Below are 21,965 nucleotides of genomic sequence, written 5' to 3' on the forward strand. Positions count from 1 at the left end.
TGGAGCGGGAGAAGAGTCTCGAACTCTCGACCTCAACCTTGGCAAGGTTGCGCTCTACCAACTGAGCTACTCCCGCAAAACTTGTAATTCTGGAGGCGCGGGCCGGAGTCGAACCGACCTACACGGATTTGCAATCCGGTGCATAACCGCTTTGCTACCGCGCCGTATCCGACCAACACCGGGCCTGCACTACTCCGGTACCACTCCGGTTTTACCCGGAACAAAACACTCCAACTAAAAGGGAAAGCCAGCTTCAGCTTTCCCGATTTAATTCTGGAGCGGGAGAAGAGTCTCGAACTCTCGACCTCAACCTTGGCAAGGTTGCGCTCTACCAACTGAGCTACTCCCGCATCACGAGCCGCGCATTTTACGTCACCACGCGTAGCTGTCAAGCCTTTTGCACTACTTTTCGTTCAAAACCGCCATCGCCTTGCGCATGTAATAAATCATTGACCATAAAGTCAGCACCGCCGCCACCCACATCAATATCACACCCATCTTGTGAATCGGCAGGCCCAACAAATCATCTTGAAACAGGAGTAGCGGGATCGCCACCATCTGCGCCGTCGTTTTGAGCTTGCCGATGAAGGAAACCGCCACGCTACGCGACTTGCCCAGTTGCGCCATCCACTCACGCAGCGCCGAAATCGTCAGCTCACGCCCGATGATGATGAATGCCAACAACACATTGCAGCGATCCAGCCAGACCAGCAGGACAAGTGCCGCACACACCATCAGTTTGTCGGCGACCGGATCGAGAAAGGCACCAAAAGCGGAGGTCAGCCCCAGGCGCCGCGCCAGATAACCATCAAACCAGTCGGTAACCGCTGCCACCACAAATAACGCACAGGCCACAGCATTCTGGTGATGAGGCGATAACATCTCAGCTGGCAGGAAAAATACGGCCAGCACCATCGGGATCATCACGATGCGTGCCCAAGTCAAGGCGTTAGGGAGATTGAATTCCATATTGAGTCCGAAAGCGCTTCAGTGAAGCGCGTTGTAAATCTGCTCGGCCATTTTACGGTTGATCCCGTCGACGCGGCACAAATCTTCTACCGTTGCCTCGCGCACCCCCGCCAGCCCGCCAAAGGTTTCGATCAGCTTCTTGCGCCGGGTCGGGCCGATACCGGGAATATCCTCCAGTTTCGACGTGAGCCTAGTTTTGCTGCGCTTGGCGCGCATGCCGGTAATCGCGAAACGATGCGCCTCGTCGCGCACCGTCTGGATCAGATGCAGCGCCGGATGATCCCCCCCCAAGACCAAGGCGGGCCGGCCATCGGCGTAGATAAGCTGTTCAAGGCCCGCCTTGCGCTCTTCGCCCTTGGCCACGCCCACCATCGCGATGCTCTGCAGGCCCAACTCGGACAGCACTTCCCAGGCCACGCCGACCTGGCCCTTGCCACCGTCGATCAGGATCAGGTCGGGGCGCACACCCTCGCCCGCCGCGACTTTCTCATAACGCCGCGTCAAAGCCTGGCGCATCGCGGCGTAATCGTCGCCGCCGGTGATCCCGGTGATATTGAAGCGCCGGTATTCGCTTTTCTTCATGCCCGCGCCGTCCCACACCACGCAGGACGCCTGCGTCGCTTCGCCCTGAGTGTGGCTGATGTCGAAGCACTCGATCCGCTCCGGCCGCTCAGCGAGACCCAGCGCGGCTTGCAGGGCGTCCAGCTGCGATTCGGCACGGCCGGTTTCGCGCATCCGCGTCTCGATGGCCAGATTGGCATTGATCTGCGCCATCTCGACCCAGGCCTTCTCCGCCTGGAAGCGCGCGCTGGCAACCACCGGCGAATGCTCCAGCACCTCAGCCAACAGGCCACGAATCAGCTCGACGTCAGCGCCTTCGATCACCAGCTTGGTCGGCACGGGATGAATCCGGTAATGCTGCTCGACGAAAGCCAGCAAGGCATCGGCCGGCGACAAGCCCTCGCCCGCCTGCGGGAACTGTGGCCGATCGCCCAGATGGCGCCCGCCGCGCACCATCGCCAGATTCACACAGACATGCGCATGGGATTCCAGCGCCACGATGATGTCGACATCCTCGTCCTTGCCCGAATCCACAAACTGCTTGTGCAGCACCGTCTGCAGCGAGCGAATCTGATCGCGAAACACCGCAGCCTGCTCGAAGGCGAAGGCATCGGAGGCGGCCTGCATGCGCGCGCTCAGGCTCTCGATCACGTCCGAGTGCCGACCTTCCAGAAACAGGGTCGCCAGCTTCACGTCGCGCGCATAACTCTCGGCATCAATCACGCCCACACAAGGCGCCGAGCAGCGCTTGATCTGATGCAGCAGACAGGGCCGCGAGCGGTTGTTGAACACGCTGTTCTCGCAGGTGCGCAGCAGAAACAGGCGCTGCAGCAACTGGATGCTCTCGCGCGCAGCCCAACTTGACGGAAACGGGCCGAAGTAGCGCACGCCCTTCTCGAAGGCGCCACGGTAATAAGCCAGCCGCGGCGAGGCGTCGCCCGTGATCGCAATGTAGGGATAGCTCTTGTCGTCGCGAAACAGGATGTTGTAGCGCGGCTTCAGCGACTTGATCAGATTGTTCTCAAGGATCAGCGCCTCCGCCTCGGAGCGTACCGCCGTGATATCCACGCGGGCAATCTGCGCCACCATCATCGCGATGCGCGGGCTCGGATGATTCTTCAGGAAATAGCTGGAAACGCGGCGCTTGAGGTTCTTCGCCTTGCCGACGTACAGCACCTCCTCGTCGGCGCCGATCATGCGATACACGCCGGGCGCTTCGGTCAGCGACTTCAGGAAGGGTTTGTAATCGAAACTCACATCATCCCCTGCCTGTAGAGCCGCGCGCAGCGTATATCTTCAGCCACCAACCTTGCACAGGCAATCTGCAAAAGAATCTACAGCTTACATGTCCGCAGAAGTCCGTCAGGTGCGGCTCTTCAGGCAGATCCATCACGCCAAAGCCTGCACCGAAGTCCAGGCATCTGTGAAGCGCTTGTCGATCGACAGCACTTCCATGGCCGGGTAGTGCGCGGGCTGCAAGGCGGCGATGCGTGCGGCAGACTCGGGGCGCAAGGCCGGCTGCCAGCGCGCCAGCAGATCCGCCGTGAGATCCGGGCGATTACACACCAGCACCATGTCGCAACCTGCCGAATAGGCAGCATCCGCCCGCGCGACGATATCGCCTGCGAACGTGGCGCCCTGCATGGTCAGGTCGTCGCTGAACACCACGCCTTCAAAGCCAATACGGCCACGCAAAACATCCTGCAACCAGAAAGACGAGAAGCCGGCCGGATTCGGATCAATCTGCTCATACACGACGTGCGCCGGCATCACGCCGGAGAGCACGTCTTTAAGTTCGGCACGGTAGGGCGCGATGTCCTCAGCCCAGATCGCCTCGAAGCTGCGCGTATCGACCGGCATGGCGACATGCGAATCGGCCTCGGCAAAACCGTGACCGGGGAAATGTTTACCCACGCAGCCCATGCCCGCTTCGCCCAGACCCATACACAGGGCATGCGCCAGCATGGCGGTGATCTGCGGTTCACGATGGAAAGCCCGGTCGCCAATCACGGAGCTTTGACCGAAATCCAGATCCAGCACCGGCGTGAAGGACAGATCGATACCGTGCGCGAGCAATTCAGACGCCAGCACGAAGCCCACATCCTGCGCCGAGAGCAAGGCAGCGCGCGGCGAACGGGCATACAACTCGCCCAGCTTGCGCATCGCCGGCAAGCGCGTGAAGCCCTGACGGAAGCGCTGCACACGGCCACCTTCGTGATCCACCGCGATGATCAAGGCGGGCCGGCGCAGAGCATGAATCTCTGCGCATAACGCAGCGAGCTGGTCGGGAGTATCGAAGTTGCGCGAAAACAGGATCACGCCGCCAACAAGTGGATGACGCAGCACTTCGCGCTCGGCATCGCTCAGGGCGAAGCCGGCAACATCGGCCATCACCGGGCCATGAGAAATTTGGGGAATAGCGTGACTCATGATCGTTTTTCCAGAATCGCGAAGGCGATGACGTGCTCGCGCTCGTCGCTGATCGAAAGGTGGGCTCTCAAACCAAGGCCGGCCAGATGTTCAGCCAAGGCCTCGCCGAATACGTACAGCGGCTTGCCGAGTTCGTCGTGACTGACACCGATGGCAGACAGCGTGGCGGGCGGGCGCAGACCAGTGCCGAGCGCCTTGGAGAAGGCTTCCTTGGCGGCAAAACGCTTGGCCAGAAAGCGCTCCGGCTCGCGCGCCTTGGCGTAAGCCTCCAACTCCAAGGGATGCAGCAAGCGCTGAGCAAAGCGCTCGCCGTGACGGGCCAGCGAGTCGCGCATGCGCGCAACTGTGACGATGTCGGTACCGATGCCGTAGATCACTCCCGCAACTCAGCGCGCAATACGCGTCGCGTCGGCTTCGCGCATCAGGCGCTTCATTTCAGCCACGGCTTCGCGCAGACCGACAAACACCGCACGGCTGACGATGGCGTGACCGATATGCAACTCACGCACATCCGGTAGCGCGGCAACCGGCTGCACGTTGAAATAGTTGAGGGCATGCCCGGCATTGAAACGCATGCCCAGATCGACGATGGCCCGACCGGCCACACGGATCTTGTTGAGCTCCTCCAGCACCGCCGGACTGCGCGCATCGCGGCCCTTGGTATGGAATGCTGCGGCATAAGGCCCCGTATGGATTTCGCAGACGCGGGCACCGATGCGCGCAGCCGCCTCAACCTGAGCCGACTCGGGGTCGATGAACACGCTGGTCATGATGCCGGCATCGGCCAGACGCGCGATCACGTCCTTCAGGCGCGCCTCCTGCCCGACGATATCCAGCCCGCCTTCGGTGGTGACTTCCTGCCGCCCCTCGGGCACCAGCATGGCCATCTCAGGCTTGATCTGACAGGCGATACCGACCATCTCGTCGGTCGCTGCCATTTCCAGATTGAGCTTGATATGGGTGAGTTCGCGCAGACGCCGCACATCGTGATCCTGAATGTGGCGACGGTCTTCACGCAGATGCACGGTGATGCCGTCCGCGCCGCCCAGATGCGCTTCCACGGCAGCCCAAACCGGATCAGGTTCATAAGTCTTCCGCGCCTGACGCAGCGTAGCAACGTGGTCAATGTTTACGCCTAACTCTATCATTTCAAAGCTCCTGAAGTTCCATTAGGATCCGGCGCGATTCGAGCGCCTGTCCGCCCAGATGGTACTGGATCAGACGGCGCATGAGGCCCTTGGCGTGTGCCAGCGTATCCGCAGCGCTGAAGTCCCCGGCGGCCATTGCCAGAAGCACACGACCCGGCAACAGCAGCTCATTGCCCTGAGGCCCGTCGGCTTCCAGCACCCCTTGCTCGGGCAGCACGAGATACTCGCCCTCGGCACGCACCGCCGCCCCGCTATCAGCAACGACATCCAACGAGGGGGCATAACCCATCTCGCGCAGCAATATCAATTCAAAGCCACGCAACAAAGGCGCGTATGCCTGTCCGACAGAAAGGCGGGCCAGCGTTTCAGCATAGATATCGAAAAGCGCCGGATGCGGATCTTCACGCGGCAACAAGCGCAGCAGCAGTTCATTGAGGTAGTAACCACACAAGAGCCCGACCCCACCCAGCAAAGGTTGACCGCCTTGCCAGGAGGCCTGGGTAAGCGCCTTGATCTCACCTTTGCCGGACCAGGAAACATCCAGTGGTTGAAAGGCCATCAGCACGCCACGCAAAGCCGAAGCCGGCCGCCGGGCACCTTTGGCAGCCATCGGCACGCGACCATGTTCGCGTGAAAAGACATCCACGATCAGACTGGTTTCGCGCCATGGATAACTGTGCAGCAGAAAACCAGTCTGGTTATCGATACGCAGGCGGGTGGTCATACGCCGGTCCCGTCACCAGACAGATTAATCGTAACCGAGCGACTTCAGCGCGCGCTCGTCATCGGCCCAACCACTCTTCACCTTGACCCAGGTTTCGAGATAGACCTTGCTGCCGAAAAGCTTCTCGAGTTCGACGCGCGCCTCGGAAGAGATGCGCTTGAGGCTTTCGCCGCCCTTGCCAATCACGATGCCTTTGTGACTGGCCTTGTCGACGATGATAGCGGCAAAGATGCGGCGTAACTCGCCCTCGACTTCGAATTTCTCGATCTCGACGGTCATGCCATAAGGCAACTCTTCGCCAAGCATCCGGAACAGTTTTTCGCGCAAGAATTCAGCCGCAAGAAACCGCTCGCTGCGGTCGGTCACGTCATCCTCGCCAAACAGCGGCTCGCCCTCCGGCAAATATTTGCCCAAAGCCTTGAGCAAGTGATCCACATTGTGACCACGTTCGGCACTAATCGGCACGATCTCGGTAAACGCAAACTCCGCAGACATCTGCTGCAAAAACGGCAGCAGGCGCGTCTTGTCAGCCTCAAGATCAACCTTGTTGATCACCAGCAAAACCTTTGCTTCGGCGGGCAGCAAAGCCAACACCTTGCGATCATCTGGACCAAAGCGACCTGATTCGATCAGAAACATCACGACATCCACCTCAGCCAACACCTGATTGACGGTGCGATTCATGGTGGAATTCAACGCGTTACGGTGGTGCGTCTGAAAGCCGGGCGTATCGACAAAAATGAACTGTTTGCGGCCTTCAGTCAGAACACCGGTGATACGGTGGCGCGTGGTCTGCGCCTTACGCGAAACGATGCTGACTTTCTGGCCCACCAGACGATTAAGCAGCGTCGACTTGCCCACATTCGGGCGACCAATGATGGCCACCAAGCCGGTACGAAAGACTTCCTGATTCATGCTAATTCCAGTTTCTGTAACGCAGCGGCGGCCGCCAGCTGCTCGGCGATACGCCGGGTGGCACCAACGCCTGCGGTGCGTATTTTCAGGCTATCGATCACGCAGTGCACTTCGAATTCGCGGGCATGGGCTTCGCCACGCTCATCGGCCATCGCATACTGCGGCAAAGGCAAACGACGCGCCTGCAGGGCTTCCTGCAAGGAAGTTTTGGGGTCTTTCAGGCTGCGCTCAGGATCAAGGTCAGCCAATTTTTCGGCGTACAGCGAATCGACGACGCGTTTGACCGCCTCAAAACCTGCATCCAGATAGATCGCGCCAAACACCGCCTCCAGCGCATCAGCCAGAATGGAAGGGCGACGGTGACCACCGCTCTTCAACTCCCCCTCGCCCAGACTCAGGAAACTCCCCAGATCCAGCAGTTCGGCGACATGCTGCAAGGCATCCTGACGCACTAGCTGCGCGCGCAGACGCGACATATCCCCCTCACGCAAACTGCCAAAGCGCTGATACAGTGCCATGGCAATCACCATGTTGAGAATGCTGTCGCCCAGAAACTCAAGGCGCTCATTGTTATCGGCGGAGAAACTACGATGCGTGAGCGCCTGTTTCAACAATTGCGGGCGCTGAAAATGATAATCCAGCGCACGTTCAAGGGGCTCAACTCTCACCGGAAATCATTTGTCAGAAGTGACATCGAAGTCAAAATACAGACCGACATTTGCGAATAAGGGGAGCTCGCGCCGATACAAAACCTGCAACGTCACCTTGCCCCCATCTTTAGTCACAGAAATGGTTTGGGCATCCACGGAAGTGATGTCATTCACATCTCTAAACTTTCCGAACGCCGCACGAAAAGAGCTCGCCGGAGCAGCCGGATCTACCGTCGAGACCACGCTAGCAAACGCCTTCTTGACATTAAAGTATTCATTAAAAACCGGCACCATCTTGAAGCCAAGAATCAACACTGCCATCAAAATAGCGCCAACAATCAAGACCGAAATCAAAGACATCCCGTTTTGTCGTTTCATCTCACCTCCTCCAAGAATCAGTTAAACCTGCCAACACGACTGAAGCTGACTCCACTCGGAACCGGCAGAATCTGGTCCGCATGAAACCAGACAAAGAAAGCCCGGCCCACGATATTTTCGTCCGGCACGAATCCCCAGACCCGTGAATCGGCACTCTGGTCGCGGTTGTCACCCATTACAAAATAATGGCCAGCCGGCACCGTACACGTCACACCAGAAGCTGTGTAATTACAATTACCAGAGTAAGCATGCGGCACAACCGCCTGCTCGCGCACAAGACTCTGCGCATCACGGTTATTCAGAGTCATGTGCTTGCGACCATTGCCCAGATCTTCTTCGAGCTTCTGAAATACGTCAAATGTCTGCGGAATAAGGAAGTCTCCAGCCGGATGAACGGCCATCACCTCGCCGTTGATCTTCAGCCGCTTGTTGCTGTACTCCAGCGTATCGCCCGGCAAGCCAATCACGCGCTTGATGTAATCCTGGCGCGTATCGTGCGGATAACGAAACACCATCACGTCGCCACGCTGTGGATCGCTGACCGCGATGATTTTCTTGTTAAGCACAGGTAAACGCACGCCATATGAGTATTTGTTCACCAAAATGAAATCGCCCACCAGCAAGGTCGGAATCATCGACCCTGAGGGAATCCGGAAAGGCTCTATCCAGAACGAACGCAGCATGAAAATCGGCAGGATCACCGGAAAGAAGCTGGCGCCGTACTCGACCCACCACGGATCAGGCGCCCCCTTGGGACGTTGCTTGCGCGCACTGAACACGTCATAGCACCACAACACACCCGAAACAATACTCAGAACAAACAGAATGAGAGCGAAATCCACGAACACCTCTGATCAGAAACTGGGTTTATTTGATTTCATCCGTACGCAGCACCGCCAGGAAGGCCTCTTGCGGAATTTCCACATTACCGACCTGCTTCATGCGCTTCTTGCCTTCTTTCTGCTTTTCCAGCAGTTTCTTTTTACGCGAGATGTCTCCGCCGTAACACTTGGCCAGCACGTTTTTGCGCAAGGCCTTGATCGTTTCACGCGCAATGATATGCGCACCAATCGCGGCCTGAATCGGCACATCAAACATCTGGCGCGGAATCAGGCTGCGCAGACGTGAAACCAGATCGCGCCCGCGATACTGAGCGTTGGCCCGATGCACAATCACCGACAAGGCGTCAACTTTTTCGGCAGACACAAGCACATCCAGCTTCACGACATCTGCTACGCGGTATTCCTTGAAATCATAATCAAGCGACGCATAGCCGCGCGACACCGACTTCAGCCGGTCAAAGAAGTCCATCACCACTTCCGCCATCGGCATGTCATAGATCAGCTTGACCTGACGGCCGTGGTAGTGCATATCGACCTGATTGCCACGCTTCAGATTACACAGGGTAATCACAGGTCCCAGATAGTCCTGCGGCACAAAAATCGTTGCAGTGATGATCGGCTCACGCACTTCCTGCATTTTGGTAACGTCGGGCAGTTTGGCGGGGTTTTCAACCTTGACCACCGTCCCGTCATTCATCAAAACTTCATACACCACGGTCGGCGCCGTCGTGATGAGATTCATGTCGAATTCACGCTCCAGACGCTCCTGCACGATCTCCATGTGCAAAAGCCCCAGAAAACCGCAGCGGTAGCCAAAGCCCAATGCCTGCGAAACCTCCGGCTCATAATGCAACGAGGCATCATTCAGCTTGAGCTTTTCGAGCGCGTCGCGCAGTTGCTCGTATTCACTGGCCTCGACCGGGTACAAGCCGGCGAACACCTGCGGCTTGATTTCCTTGAAGCCATCCAGAGCCACAGCGGCAGGCTTGCCCACCAGCGTAATGGTGTCACCAACCTTGGCCGAGGTCAGCTCCTTGATGCCGGCGATAATGAAGCCCACCTGCCCGGCACTAAGCGATTCGCGCTGCGTAGACTTCGGAGAGAACACTCCCACCTGCTCACACAAATGCTGCGCGCCGGTGCTCATGAACAAAATCTTGTCCTTGGGCCGCAGTACGCCATCCACAACTCGCACCAGCATCACCACGCCAACATAGTTGTCAAACCATGAGTCAATGATCAGGGCCTTCAAAGGCCCGTCGGGATCACCGCGCGGCACTGGCACTTTAGCGACAATCATTTCCAGAATATCTGCAACGCCCATGCCGGTCTTGGCTGAACAGGGAATCGCTTCCGTCGCATCAATGCCGATCACGTCTTCGATTTCCTGACGTGCGGTATCCGGGTTAGCCGAGGGCAGATCCATCTTGTTGAGAACCGGCAATACCTCGACGCCCAGCTCCAGTGCCGTGTAGCAGTTGGCAACAGTCTGAGCTTCCACGCCTTGTGACGCATCAACCACGAGCAAAGCGCCTTCGCACGCAGACAAGGAGCGGCTGACTTCGTAAGAAAAGTCCACGTGACCCGGGGTGTCAATCAGATTCAGGTTATAGATCTGGCCATCACGCGCCTTGTAGGTCAAGGCTGCAGTTTGAGCCTTGATGGTGATGCCCCGCTCGCGTTCCAGATCCATGGAATCAAGCACCTGCGACTCCATTTCGCGTTCGGACAAGCCGCCACAAGTCTGGATGAGGCGGTCTGCCAATGTCGATTTACCATGATCGATATGCGCGATGATCGAAAAATTGCGGATGTGCTGCATGCGATGTAGTTCAGGCGTCCGAAAGAAAAACGCCAAGGGGATCAAACACCCTCAGCAAGTAATTGAAAAATCGCGAGATTATAGCGGAGGAAGGCCCGGCCCCGAAGACTTTCATCCCTGAGTTACCCGAACCACCTTCAGAAGCCACGCCGCTCCACGCAAAGGCACACCCCAGCCCAGGTTCGAATAACCAGCGTCAGGCCATAACAAGGCCAGTGATGCGAGGCTGAGCACGCTGCAAAAAACCAATCCCGCGCAAACAGTAAGCGCACAGAACAGCAAGCATCAATCCACTCGCCGCGCCGAGTGCTGCAGCGAGATCTGTCTGCCAGACAAAAGATGCGGCCGCGGCCCCAAGCACCAGTGCCAGCAGAGGCAAACCATAGGCCAACAGAGCCGCCATGACTGTCGCGCCATCCGGAATTTCGAGTCGAACTTGCTGCCCGACATTTGCGCCAAATGAATTCATCACCAGAAATTCCTGGGCGCGCGACTCATCCTGATTCACCCCGCCACAGCCACCGGCTTCATGACAACGCCCACAACCTCCGGCTCGCATTACTTTTACGTAGGCCCGAGCACCATCAATGCGCGTAACAACACCTTCTGACTGCACAAAAACACTCCCAATTTACTGATGGTTCACTTCGGTCGCCGCTCAACGCCCTCAGCAATCCGCTGCAAAGCCAAGACTGGCACTTCGCCCAGCACGGTCACCATCTGGTCACCTACAACACGCCGGTAAATACCTGTCGAACCAATATTTGCTGGGCCACTCTGAGCAACAGCCACCACATTTCCCGGAGCGGTCTCGATAAATACCGACACATTTGCCAATCCGTCGGAAAAAACCGCGTGCACGGCATTTTCATCGCCGCGCCGACCAGGGCGTTTAAGCAATGACACGTTTCTGAAACCAGGCGGCAGTTTTCGAAAAATCCAACCGAAATCCTCTGCACGCAAGTCCACGCCGCGCGCGTTTATCACCCGCCACTCATTGTTTCGCACGACCCGAGGTTTCAATTTTTCATGATCGATGTCGACACCAAGTGCCACTTCGGAAAAAGAGAATTGCTCAACAATCCCACCCTGTTCATTGAGCATATGAGCGCGAAGCAAAAGACCTGACGCAAGATCAATCCACAGCTGATGTCCATAACGCATGTCATCACGCGGCTCAAGCGCCAGCTGCTGAGCATCGCGCCCCGCCACCCGTGCGAGCGCGCCAAGCCGCATGTTATAAAATTCCGCCAACGCCGCTGGTTTAGCGACCAAACGCCCCAACTGACGACCTGGCAGCAACCTGTCGTTCACGACAACTCGCTCCTGCGGCAAAAAACACTGAACCTCCTCGTTATGTCGCACCACCTCGCGAGGAACCCCAATCAAGGTTTCAAGGCGTTCATGTTCCCCTGAAGCATCCACCAGATGAACGATATAGGAAGTCTCGCTCCGACCCTGGCTCTGGTACAAAAACACCCCGGTGTAGTTGAGCACATGTGAGGCCTGATTCATGCGTTGCAGCCACAGATAGGCATCATTGCCAAAGGCTGCGGGAGCAATCAAAACCAAACAGACAAGCAGAGCCAGTCGCATAGCCTTCATCAACGCTCACCCGCTTGTTCAATACTGACAGAGCGGATGTATTGCGTAACCCCAGCCATCGGAGCCCCTCTGGCAGAAGCTTGATGGGCCATCAGATAGCTACGCTCATCAGACAAAGCACCTGCAGCCTCAGCGCTCACCACGTGTACCGACGGACTAACGGGAGTCTGCGCAAGTGTTGCTGGTGCGTCTTGCAAAGGCATCGTCCACAAACTGAGCCCCATCCAGACTGCCACCCCCACGCCAGCAGCGGCCGCGGCGACAGGCATCCAGTGGTTTAGCTGTTGGCGCGGCTTGTTTGCCACAGGCGCCAGGATCGCAGGTTCAGCCTCCAGCGCAGCCATTATCCGGGAACTCAGATCAGCCGTGCGCGGCGTATCTCCGCGCAAACAATCGCCAATCAACCAGTACGCGCTACACGCTTCACGCTGCACGGCATGTCGTTCCAGATTTTTTACGAGAATCTCAGATTCGGTCGCGCCGAGCTCACCGTCCAGCCAAGCCGACAATTGTTCATTCGCCATGATCACCACCTCTTGTCCGGCGCGATATCAAGCATCGGCCGCAAACGCTCTGCAATCGCCTCACGCGCCCTGAAAATGCGCGATCTGACCGTACCGATCGGACAAGCCATAACGGATGCAATCTCGTCATAGCTCAGCCCCTCGATTTCACGCAACACGATGGCCGTACGCAAATCTTCAGGCAAGAGTGCCATCGCATCATTCACGGCCTCACCAATCTGTCGAGTCTGCAATAAGCGCTCAGGCGTGTCGTTGTCACGCAAGAGATCGCCCGACTCATATTGCTCAGCATCCTCGACCTCGACTCCATTCGTCGTGGGCGCTCGCCGCCCTTGCGACACCAGATGGTTTTTGGCGGTATTGATCCCGATCCGGTACAGCCAGGTGTAAAACGCGCTATCGCCACGAAAAGCCGGCAAAGCCCGATACGCCTTGATGAAAGCCTCCTGCGCGACATCCTCCACCTCCGCTGGATCCCGAATCATCCGTGACAACAAACGGCACAGCTTGCGCTGATACTTGGCCACGAGCAGGCCAAACGCCTGCTTGTCGCCGCGCTGCACACGCTCAACCAATTGCTGATCAATCTCTCTATCGCTCATCGGCTAGGGACGCTGGTTTTATCAAGGCCGGGGGAGGCGAAGTATAACCGAAGCCCTGCTGACGACTTGCCGATCAGACCGCCGCCTCGCGTACAAAGTTCATCGGCCTGAAAACATTCCAGCCAACCTCACGCACGCCAGTCTTCAAGGGGCGAAACGAAAGTTTCCCAGCAACGGCCTGCATACCCGCCACCAGCTTGGTTCTTCAGCACACCATCCTGAAGAAGTCCGCCCACCGCGGGTCTTCAAGCAAGATACCTTCAGGCAAAACACACATCACTCTCCACAAACACGGCTTTTGACACAGCATGGTGCTTGGCCCCAAGCTGCACGGGCGCTACGATGGGCGCCCGTGCAAAAATTCCTAACTCAGGAGTCTGATCCTTGAAGCGTTTTGACGTACTGATTCTCGGCAGTGGCCTGGCCGGCCAATCCTTGGCCTTGCGTCTTGCCGCCACGCACAAAGTAGCGCTTGTCACCAAGCGCCACATCGAAGATGGCGCCAGTGCCTGGGCGCAAGGAGGCATCGCTGCGGTCATCGACCCACTCGACTCCATCGCCTCACACTATGAAGACACTCAGATTGCCGGCGCACACTTATGCGACCCCAAAGCCACACGCTTCGTCGTCGAAAATGGCGCCTCCGCCATCCAGTGGCTACGCGAACAAGGTGTGCCCTTTACGTCCGATTCTGAAACCGCTTGGGGGATGCACCTGACCCGCGAAGGTGGACATAGCCATCGGCGCATCGTGCACGTTGCAGACGCGACCGGAGCCGCAGTACAAGAGACCCTGATTGATCAGGTCAAGCGCCATCCGAATATCGAAATTTTCGAAAACCACGTCGCTGTAGACCTGATCGTCGGCCACAAACTGGGCAAGCCCGAAGCAGGCTGTTTGGGTGCCTATCTGCTCGACATTCCCAGCGGCAAGGTAAGCGCCTTCGCGGCCGGCCACACGGTATTGGCCACTGGCGGCGCGGGCAAAGTCTATTTATACACAACCAACCCCGACACCTCGACCGGCGATGGCATTGCGATGGCTTGGCGCGCAGGCTGCCGCGTCACCAACATGGAGTTCATCCAGTTCCACCCGACCTGCCTGTACCACCCGCAAGCCAAGTCCTTCCTGATCTCCGAAGCCGTGCGCGGCGAAGGTGGTCTGCTGCGCCTGCCCGACGGCACCCGTTTCATGCCCAAACACGACCCGCGCGCAGAGCTCGCACCACGTGATGTCGTCGCACGCGCCATAGACTTCGAGATGAAGAAGCGCGGCATCGACAGTGTTTTCCTCGACATCTCGCACAAAAGCCCGGAGTTCCTTCACGAGCATTTTCCGACCATCACGGCGCGCTGCCTGGAATTGGGCATCGACATCACCAAGCAAGCCATTCCGGTCGTTCCCGCGGCTCACTACACCTGCGGCGGCGTACAGATCGATCTGCGCGCGCGCACTGACCTACCGGGGCTGTACGCAATCGGAGAATCAGCCTGCTCGGGCCTGCACGGCGCAAACCGGCTGGCCAGCAACTCTCTGCTGGAATGTGTGGTTTTCGCCGAAGCGGCCGCGCAAGACATTAGAGCCACCCCGCGCCAAGCACAGACAAGCCTGCCGGCCTGGGATGAAAGCCGTGTTGGCGACGCAGACGAAGAGATTGTGATCTCCCACAACTGGGACGAGTTGCGACGTTTTATGTGGGACTACGTTGGCATCGTGCGCACCAACAAACGCTTGGAGCGCGCACAGCATCGCATTCGCCTGCTCAACAAGGAAATCGACGACTATTACAGCAATTTCAGGATCAGCAACGATCTCATCGAACTGCGCAATCTGGTCACCGCAGCCGACCTCATCGTGCGCAGCGCAATGCGCCGCAAGGAAAGTCGCGGCCTGCATTTTTCCAAGGATTACCCACAGATGGCGGAACGCGCAGCCCCCACCATCCTGAGCAACTCACGCTGGCCTACCGGCCTCAAACGCTGGAACCAATAAGGTCAGCTTAGCGACGGCCTGGCGAATCCTCTTGCGCCAGACTCCAGCGCAAACGCCGCCGCAAGACTCGCCAGTGTTCGGCTGAAAACGCATCACGCGTCAAAGCGGCACGTCCTTCGCGAGATGACTCAAGCTCGCGCCAATGCAATACGAGAAGCCAGTCAAAATCAAGCGAGTCCGCCAGAACTTCGATCTGCAGACGCCCCCTCGGCGTCTGCAGCCAAGCTTCGCCCGACACCATCCATTCAAGGCGCACTCCGCGCAAACGCCGTATCCGCCAGTATTGCCATCCTGCAGAGCATGCGAGCACCCCCAGCATCACGCCTCTTAGCCAAACGGAAACATTCGGCGACCACACGCACAAACCTGGTAGCAGATGGGCCAGGACGACCATAAAGGCCAAAGAAACAGAAATGCGCAGCGAAAACGACAAAGGCGCCGACATCAGTCAGGCGCCCTTGTTTGGCATAATAGCCAAGCCACTTGCGACATCGTCACAGGCGGCCTGAGTCAGGCTCAGATTTTACGGAAAACCAGCGTGCTGTTGGTTCCACCAAAACCGAAGGAATTGGAGACAACAACATTGATCGGCATATTCCGCGCCACATTGGGCACGTAATCCAGATCACAAGCCGGATCAGGATTGTGCAGATTGATGGTCGGTGGTGCGATCTGATCGCGAATTGCCAGCACCGAAAACACCGCCTCAACGCCCGCCGCCGCACCTAACAAGTGACCTGTCATTGACTTGGTGGAGCTCATCGCCAGCTTGCTTGCATGCGCACCAAAACAACGTTTGGCGGCCATGGTTTCAGCGATATCGCCCAACGGAGTCGAGGTGCCGTGAGCATTGACGTAATCAACCTCATCCGTAGCAATTCGGCTATTGCGCAAAGCATTGGCAACGCTGCGCGCAGCACCTTCACCCCCCTCTGCCGGGGCTGTCACGTGATAAGCGTCCGAGCTCATGCCATAACCCGCCACTTCAGCATAAATTTTGGCACCACGCGCCTTGGCGTGTTCGTACTCTTCCAGCACCAGAATGCCAGCACCTTCGCCCAGCACAAAACCATCGCGGCCAGAATCCCACGGACGGCTCGCCGTCTGTGGATCATCGTTGCGCACAGACAAGGCTTTGGCGGAACAAAAGCCGCCCATGCCCAGCAAGGACACCGTAGACTCGGCACCGCCAGCGATCATGATGTCTGCGTCGCCATATTCAATCAGTCGCTGCGCCTCGCCAATCGCGTGATTGCCGGAAGCACAGGCACTCACGACAGCGAAGTTCGGGCCTTGAAAACCGTAATTGATCGACAGCACGCCAGAGATCATATTGATGATCGAGCCTGGCACAAAAAACGGGGAAATCTTGCGCGCACCACCTGCAGCAATGGCATTCATGGTGTCTTCGATCAACGGCAAGCCGCCAATTCCAGAACCAATACACACGCCGATACGCTCAGGATTGCTTGGCTGCTCAGTGATGCCGGCATCCTTGATCGCATCCATGGCAGCGGCCAAGCCGTAATGAATAAAGGTGTCGAAGCGCCGCGCCTCTTTCGTCGAAAGATAGGCGCTCACATCAAAGCCCTTTACCTCACCGGCAATCCGGGTCGGCAAGACACTGGCATCGAACCGCGTTACGCGGTCGATGCCGGAGCGACCATTGACAATGCTATCCCAAGCGGAAGCAACGGTATTTCCGACCGGCGAAATAATGCCGAGCCCAGTCACTACAACTCTGCGACGCGTCAAAGGTCACTCCTTGGTGCAATATTTACAAAAACAGATCAAGCCTTCAGGTGGGCGCTGACGTAGTCAATCGCTTGCTGAACGTTAGTGATTTTCTCGGCTTCTTCGTCGGGAATTTCGCACTCGAACTCTTCTTCCAGGGCCATCACCAGCTCGACGGTGTCAAGGGAATCAGCACCCAAGTCGTCAACGAACGATGAATCGTTCTTGATATCGGCGTCGTTGGCGCCCAGTTGCTCAGCAACAATCTTGCGCACGCGCTGTTCGATGTTTTCCATGAATCGCTCCTTCTCAACAATCGGTATATAGGTGGGAAAAACTTGCCCATTTTAACAGAAATCGGCCATAACTTCAGCCAACCTCGCCGTTCGCCATCGTATGGCGACTTTATGCCATATACATTCCGCCATTGACGTGGATTGTAGCCCCCGTCACGTAGCTCGCAGCCGGCGAAGCCAGGAACCCTACTACAGCAGAAATCTCTTCCGGACGACCCAGACGGCCGACCGCAATCTGTGATTGCAACATATCACGCTGCGCATCCGGCAGCTCGCGCGTCATGTCCGTATCAATAAACCCCGGAGCCACACAATTAACCGTAATGTTGCGGCTACCCAACTCGCGAGCCAGCGCACGCGTCATGCCACTGACCCCGGCTTTGGCGGCCGCGTAGTTCGCCTGCCCAGCGTTACCCGAACTGCCAACCACTGACGTAATATTGATAATGCGACCATTGCGCGCCTTCATCATGCCGCGCATGACCAAGCGGGACATGCGGAAAACCGCCTTGAGATTGGTATCCATCACCGCATCCCACTCTTCGTCCTTCATGCGCATGGCGATATTGTCACGCGTAATGCCGGCGTTATTGACCAGGATCGACACCACGCCAAAATCTTTTTCAATTTGTGCAATCGCGGCTTCGCTCGCAGCAGCATCGGTCACATTCAGCGCCAAACCACAGCCCTTGATTCCAGCCTCCTGCAGCGCAGCGCCGATTGCAGCCGCGCCATCCTCGGAGGTAGCCGTCCCGATCACCGACGCCCCCAGCGCACCCAATTCCATCGCGATCGCACGACCAATTCCACGGCTAGCTCCGGTAACCAGAGCGATCTGACCTTCAAGTGTCTTCAAGACTATCTCCTCAAACCTGTTGGTATTGTGCAAGCACGCGCACCAGCGCGTCTGCATCAGCCACAGCCTCTACAGCCAATTCAGGGTTAATACGTTTTACCAGTCCCGCCAGAACCTTGCCCGGCCCGAACTCAAGTACACCAACCGCTCCGCTCGCCGTCACTGCCTCGACCGTCTCGATCCAGCGCACAGGACTGTAAGCTTGACGCACCAGCGCATCGCGAATTGCCGCAGGGTCAGTTTCGGTCTTCACGTCAACATTGTTGAGTACGGGAATCGTCGGCGCAGAAAACTCGATCGACGCCAGTCGCTCGGCCAGTCGGTCCGCAGCGGGCTTCATCAATGCACTATGAAACGGCGCACTTACCGGCAGCGGCACTGCACGTTTGGCGCCCAAAGCCTTGCACGCTTCCATGGCGCGTTCGACCGCCGCCGCATGGCCAGCGATCACGATCTGCACCGGCGAATTAAGGTTCGCAGCCCCCACCACCTGTCCCTGAGCCGCTTCGGCACAAGCCTGCGCCACCAGTTCCGGCGCCAGACTCAGGATTGCGGCCATCCCGCCCTCACCCGCCGGCACGGCCTCTTGCATGGCTTGCGCACGGAAACGCACCAGACGCACTGCATCAGAAAAATCCAGCACGCCAGCCGCGACCAGCGCCGCATACTCCCCCAGACTATGGCCTGCCAGCAGAGACGGCAAAGCGCCGCCCTGCGCACGCCAGGAGCGCCATACAGCGACCCCAGCCGTCAACATGACAGGCTGGGTATTGACCGTCTGCGACAAGGCCTCAACCGGACCATCAGCAACCAAAGCCCACAAATCCTGCCCGAGCGCCTCAGAGGCTTCAGCGAAGGTGTTACGCACCACGGCCGAGTCGGCAAAAGACGCCATCATGCCAACGGCCTGAGACCCCTGCCCCGGAAACACAACTGCAAATTGACCAGAAACACTCATTCAGCAAACTCCCGAAGGATCGATCAGTAACGCAGAAGAACCGCGCCCCAAGTGAAACCACCGCCCACGCCCTCAAGCAAGACCGTCTGACCTGGCTTGATGCGACCATCACGGACAGCTACATCCAGCGCCAAGGGGACGGACGCCGACGAAGTATTGCCATGCCGATCTACCGTCACCACGACGCGATCCGCCGACAAGCCCAGCTTTTTCGCCGTGGCCTGCATGATACGGATATTTGCCTGATGGGGAATCAGCCAGTCCAACTGCTCAAGCGGTAAAGCAGCCTGCTCCAGCACCTCAAGTGCAACTTCACTCAATACGCGCACGGCAAACTTGAATACCGCCGTTCCATCCATGCGAATGAAGGGGCAACCCACCACGCTTCCGCCTGAAATCTGGCCTGAAACCGACAGAATCCCGGTCTGCGAACCATCCGCGTGTAGTGCGCTCGCAAGGATGCCGGGCGTCTCATCCGCAATCAGAACCACCGCGCCGGCGCCATCACCAAACAACACGCAAGTTCCGCGATCAGACCAATCCAGAATCCGCGACAAGCTTTCCGCACCGATAACCAGCGCGCGTTTGTGGCTGCCGGAACGAATGAATTTGTCCGCCACGGTCAGTGCATAAACGAAACCACTACAAACCGCCTGCAAATCGAATGCAGCAGCTCCTGACGGCATGCCCAGCGCATTTTGCACCAAACAGGCAGTACTCGGAAAAACCATATCCGGCGTCGTCGTCGCCACAATCACCAGATCAATATCAGCGGCCGTCAAACCTGCAGCATCCAGCGCACGCCGCGCCGCCTCAATGGCAAGCTGGCTGGTCGTTACACCCTCGGACACGAGATGACGGGCGCGAATCCCGGTACGCTCGGACACCCATTCATCCGAGGTATCCACACCACGATTAACCAGATCCTGATTCGTTACAGGAGTACCGGGCACAAATCCGCCAGTACCGGCAATTCGCGAAAATATCATGCTGCTGCGCCCTCCCCGGCGGCATTCTCAGCCTTGATCGCCACCGCTTGCATGCGCGTCGCAATCCGTTCGATCAGATTATGGCGCGCGGCTTCAGCGGCACGGCGCAGCGCCCATACATAGGCAACCTGGTCAGCCGAGCCGTGACTCTTGACAACCACGCCGCGCAAGCCCAGCAGCGTAGCTCCGTTATAACGACTCGGATCAAAGACGCGCTTGAAACGACGCAACACCGGCATCGCAATCAAGGCTATCAATTTAGTCAGCAAGTTGCGTTTGAATTCCTGGCTCAACAGGCTCGTGATCATATGCGCCAGCCCTTCAGCCGACTTCAGCGCAACATTACCCACAAAGCCATCACACACCACGATATCCGTCGTGCCTTTGAAAATATCGTTACCCTCTACGTTGCCGTAGAAGTTCAAATCCGATTGGCGCAGCAACTGGGCGGCGCGTTTGACCACCTCATTGCCCTTGATGTCTTCTTCGCCGATATTCAGCAAACCCACCGTCGGTGATTCGCTGTGCTCGACAGCCTCAAGCAGCATTGCACCCATGATGGCGAACTGCAGCAGATGCTCGGCGGTGCAGTCCACATTGGCGCCCAGATCCAGCATGTAGGTCTGGCCCTTCATCGACGGAATGATGGTCGCAATCGCAGGCCGATCAATGCCGGGCAAGGTCTTCAGGACAAAGCGTGAAATCGCCATCAGCGCACCGGTATTGCCCGCTGACACGGCGGCTGTCGCCTCACCACTTTTGACGAGATCAATCGCCACACGCATTGATGAGTCTTTTTTGCCGCGCATCGCCGATGCGGGCGCCTCGTCCATTTCAACAACTTCAGAAGCTGTGCGCACGATCAGACGCTCGCCGAACTCCGTCGCCGACTTGCGGAATGCCTCGTCAAAGACTTCAGGCAGACCAACCAGAACAGCACGGGCCTGTGCGTCTTCACGCAAAAACTGGAAAGCGGCGGGAATAGTCACTGAAGGACCATGGTCGCCGCCCATGCAATCAATCGCGAGGGTAATAGGCATCAGGCAATACAGAAGCAGTAGGCGAGCGCAAACATCTGCAGACCCGTACGAAACAGGTTGCAGACAGATGCTTGGCTGCTGGAATACGCCGCAGCAGAACTGGCGGCGTCACGCGAGGAATACACAAAAGCGCCAAAACTGGCTGGCGCAAGGCGAAAAATCAACACTTGCGCCATGCTCATGCGAAGGGCGAATTACTCGCCTTTAGCCTTGGTGACTTTCTTGCCACGATAGAAGCCGGACGCCGACACGTGGTGACGCAGATGCACTTCACCAGTTGTCGGTTCGACGGCCAGCGCCGGGCCGGTCAGAAAATCATGGGAACGATGCATGCCGCGCTTGGAAGGCGACTTCTTGTTCTGTTGAACAGCCATTTCTTGCTCCTTAAAGCTTCAAATTCAATCGTTACGATTCGCGCTAGCTCTTGGTCTTGAGACTTTTGAGCAGCGCAAACGGCGAGCGGTCGTCGCCATTTTCCTTTGCCGCCGGCACACTACAGTCGTCATGCGTTGGCGCCAGCGGCAGGGCCAACAACAACTCTTCTTCTAACGCATTCAACACATCGAAATCATGAGCCGCATGTACCGGATCAAAATCATCGACTTCCAGATCCTCGTCGGGCATTGCTTCGCCCTTGGGAACCAGCAGCAAACGGGAGTCCACCTCTACTTCGCAACACACGTCGCCCAAACAGCGCTGGCACTGCATGATCAGCGAAGCCGAAGCCGAAATCGCGATGAAGCATTGATCATCGACCTGCGAGCCCAGTAATTCGTAGCTCACAGGCTGCGCCGTCACCCCTTGCACCTCAGCCGCCAACCTGGGCAAACTGCGTGCATCAACCTCGCCGTTCAGCGTATTTCTGCGCCGTGCGAACTCAAAAGGATCAGGAATAACTTGCGTCTGGTGCGACATGGGCCGGCAATGCTA

At 57.7% G+C, this 21,965-nt stretch carries 25 protein-coding genes and 3 tRNA genes; 1 reads left to right on the plus strand and 27 read right to left on the minus strand.

Annotation, left to right across the window (positions count from 1 at the left end):
• The 18 genes from ABXR19_RS14630 to rpoE all read right to left on the minus strand — a co-directional run bounded on the left by ABXR19_RS14630 (nt 1) and on the right by rpoE (nt 13,170).
• Nucleotides 1-76 (minus strand) — tRNA-Gly (locus tag ABXR19_RS14630).
• A gap of 14 nt (nt 77-90) precedes the next feature.
• Nucleotides 91-164 (minus strand) — tRNA-Cys (locus tag ABXR19_RS14635).
• Nucleotides 165-274: 110 nt separating this feature from the next.
• Nucleotides 275-350: transfer RNA gene (locus tag ABXR19_RS14640), tRNA-Gly, on the minus strand.
• Between the two features lie 52 nt (nt 351-402).
• Nucleotides 403-969 carry a CDP-diacylglycerol--glycerol-3-phosphate 3-phosphatidyltransferase gene (gene pgsA / locus ABXR19_RS14645; RefSeq protein WP_354601881.1) on the minus strand — a complete coding sequence of 189 codons (567 nt, stop codon included), beginning with the start codon at nt 967-969 and terminating at the stop codon, nt 403-405.
• Between the two features lie 18 nt (nt 970-987).
• Nucleotides 988-2,727 (minus strand): excinuclease ABC subunit UvrC, encoded by a 1,740-nt coding sequence (gene uvrC, locus ABXR19_RS14650; protein ID WP_435594332.1) that lies wholly within the window; start codon nt 2,725-2,727, stop codon nt 988-990.
• A 192-nt stretch (nt 2,728-2,919) separates the two neighbouring features.
• Nucleotides 2,920-3,960, minus strand: coding sequence for a beta-N-acetylhexosaminidase (nagZ, locus tag ABXR19_RS14655; RefSeq protein WP_354601883.1), 1,041 nt, complete (start codon nt 3,958-3,960; stop codon nt 2,920-2,922).
• A complete protein-coding gene (acpS, locus tag ABXR19_RS14660; RefSeq protein ID WP_354601884.1) occupies nt 3,957-4,337 on the minus strand; it encodes a holo-ACP synthase in 381 nt (126 codons plus the stop codon). Before acpS ends, nagZ begins: the two co-directional genes overlap by 4 nt.
• Before the next feature lie 9 nt (nt 4,338-4,346).
• Nucleotides 4,347-5,108: a pyridoxine 5'-phosphate synthase gene (locus ABXR19_RS14665; protein WP_354601885.1), complete on the minus strand. Its 762-nt coding sequence runs from the start codon at nt 5,106-5,108 to the stop codon at nt 4,347-4,349.
• A gap of 1 nt (nt 5,109) precedes the next feature.
• Nucleotides 5,110-5,832: a DNA repair protein RecO gene (gene recO, locus ABXR19_RS14670; protein WP_354601886.1), complete on the minus strand. Its 723-nt coding sequence runs from the start codon at nt 5,830-5,832 to the stop codon at nt 5,110-5,112.
• 24 nt (nt 5,833-5,856) lie between these two features.
• Nucleotides 5,857-6,747 carry a GTPase Era gene (era, locus tag ABXR19_RS14675; protein WP_354601887.1) on the minus strand — a complete coding sequence of 297 codons (891 nt, stop codon included), beginning with the start codon at nt 6,745-6,747 and terminating at the stop codon, nt 5,857-5,859.
• On the minus strand, nt 6,744-7,415 hold the full coding sequence (rnc, locus tag ABXR19_RS14680) for a ribonuclease III (RefSeq protein WP_354601888.1): 672 nt from the start codon (nt 7,413-7,415) through the stop codon (nt 6,744-6,746). Before rnc ends, era begins: the two co-directional genes overlap by 4 nt.
• A gap of 6 nt (nt 7,416-7,421) precedes the next feature.
• Nucleotides 7,422-7,775 (minus strand): DUF4845 domain-containing protein, encoded by a 354-nt coding sequence (locus tag ABXR19_RS14685; RefSeq protein WP_354601889.1) that lies wholly within the window; start codon nt 7,773-7,775, stop codon nt 7,422-7,424.
• A 17-nt stretch (nt 7,776-7,792) separates the two neighbouring features.
• Nucleotides 7,793-8,617: a signal peptidase I gene (lepB, locus tag ABXR19_RS14690; RefSeq protein WP_354601890.1), complete on the minus strand. Its 825-nt coding sequence runs from the start codon at nt 8,615-8,617 to the stop codon at nt 7,793-7,795.
• A gap of 25 nt (nt 8,618-8,642) precedes the next feature.
• Nucleotides 8,643-10,439, minus strand: coding sequence for a translation elongation factor 4 (lepA, locus tag ABXR19_RS14695; protein WP_354601891.1), 1,797 nt, complete (start codon nt 10,437-10,439; stop codon nt 8,643-8,645).
• Between the two features lie 196 nt (nt 10,440-10,635).
• Entirely contained in the window at nt 10,636-11,055 is a 420-nt protein-coding gene (locus tag ABXR19_RS14700) for a SoxR reducing system RseC family protein (protein ID WP_354601892.1), read from the minus strand.
• Nucleotides 11,056-11,081: 26 nt separating this feature from the next.
• A complete protein-coding gene (locus ABXR19_RS14705) occupies nt 11,082-12,035 on the minus strand; it encodes a MucB/RseB C-terminal domain-containing protein (RefSeq protein ID WP_354601893.1) in 954 nt (317 codons plus the stop codon).
• Between the two features lie 8 nt (nt 12,036-12,043).
• Nucleotides 12,044-12,568, minus strand: coding sequence for a sigma-E factor negative regulatory protein (locus ABXR19_RS14710; RefSeq protein ID WP_354601894.1), 525 nt, complete (start codon nt 12,566-12,568; stop codon nt 12,044-12,046).
• A gap of 2 nt (nt 12,569-12,570) precedes the next feature.
• Entirely contained in the window at nt 12,571-13,170 is a 600-nt protein-coding gene (gene rpoE / locus ABXR19_RS14715) for an RNA polymerase sigma factor RpoE (RefSeq protein WP_354601895.1), read from the minus strand.
• 384 nt (nt 13,171-13,554) lie between these two features.
• Here rpoE and nadB point away from each other — a divergent pair, with 384 nt between their 5' ends.
• Nucleotides 13,555-15,162 (plus strand): L-aspartate oxidase, encoded by a 1,608-nt coding sequence (gene nadB / locus ABXR19_RS14720; RefSeq protein ID WP_354601896.1) that lies wholly within the window; start codon nt 13,555-13,557, stop codon nt 15,160-15,162.
• 7 nt (nt 15,163-15,169) lie between these two features.
• Here nadB and ABXR19_RS14725 read toward each other — a convergent pair whose 3' ends face one another.
• The 9 genes from ABXR19_RS14725 to ABXR19_RS14765 form a co-directional block, all read right to left on the minus strand.
• Complete coding sequence (locus ABXR19_RS14725; RefSeq protein ID WP_354601897.1) at nt 15,170-15,607, minus strand: protein YgfX; 438 nt, start codon at nt 15,605-15,607, stop codon at nt 15,170-15,172.
• A 71-nt stretch (nt 15,608-15,678) separates the two neighbouring features.
• Entirely contained in the window at nt 15,679-16,917 is a 1,239-nt protein-coding gene (gene fabF / locus ABXR19_RS14730) for a beta-ketoacyl-ACP synthase II (RefSeq protein WP_354601898.1), read from the minus strand.
• Between the two features lie 35 nt (nt 16,918-16,952).
• The gene (gene acpP / locus ABXR19_RS14735) at nt 16,953-17,192 is read right to left on the minus strand and encodes an acyl carrier protein (protein ID WP_354601899.1); all 240 of its coding nucleotides are present in this window, start codon (nt 17,190-17,192) and stop codon (nt 16,953-16,955) included.
• A 109-nt stretch (nt 17,193-17,301) separates the two neighbouring features.
• A complete protein-coding gene (fabG, locus tag ABXR19_RS14740; RefSeq protein ID WP_435594331.1) occupies nt 17,302-18,048 on the minus strand; it encodes a 3-oxoacyl-ACP reductase FabG in 747 nt (248 codons plus the stop codon).
• A 10-nt stretch (nt 18,049-18,058) separates the two neighbouring features.
• A complete protein-coding gene (gene fabD, locus ABXR19_RS14745) occupies nt 18,059-19,006 on the minus strand; it encodes an ACP S-malonyltransferase (protein ID WP_354601901.1) in 948 nt (315 codons plus the stop codon).
• Between the two features lie 23 nt (nt 19,007-19,029).
• On the minus strand, nt 19,030-19,995 hold the full coding sequence (locus ABXR19_RS14750) for a beta-ketoacyl-ACP synthase III (RefSeq protein WP_354601902.1): 966 nt from the start codon (nt 19,993-19,995) through the stop codon (nt 19,030-19,032).
• Complete coding sequence (plsX, locus tag ABXR19_RS14755; RefSeq protein WP_354601903.1) at nt 19,992-21,035, minus strand: phosphate acyltransferase PlsX; 1,044 nt, start codon at nt 21,033-21,035, stop codon at nt 19,992-19,994. The genes ABXR19_RS14750 and plsX overlap by 4 nt, the downstream gene beginning before the upstream one ends.
• Nucleotides 21,036-21,229: 194 nt before the next feature.
• Nucleotides 21,230-21,409: a 50S ribosomal protein L32 gene (gene rpmF / locus ABXR19_RS14760; protein WP_354601904.1), complete on the minus strand. Its 180-nt coding sequence runs from the start codon at nt 21,407-21,409 to the stop codon at nt 21,230-21,232.
• A gap of 43 nt (nt 21,410-21,452) precedes the next feature.
• Complete coding sequence (locus ABXR19_RS14765) at nt 21,453-21,950, minus strand: YceD family protein (protein WP_354601905.1); 498 nt, start codon at nt 21,948-21,950, stop codon at nt 21,453-21,455.
• Nucleotides 21,951-21,965: the final 15 nt, after the last annotated feature.

It is taken from the genome of Uliginosibacterium flavum (assembly GCF_040566545.1).
GTDB classification, from domain to species: Bacteria; Pseudomonadota; Gammaproteobacteria; order Burkholderiales; family Rhodocyclaceae; genus Uliginosibacterium; species Uliginosibacterium flavum.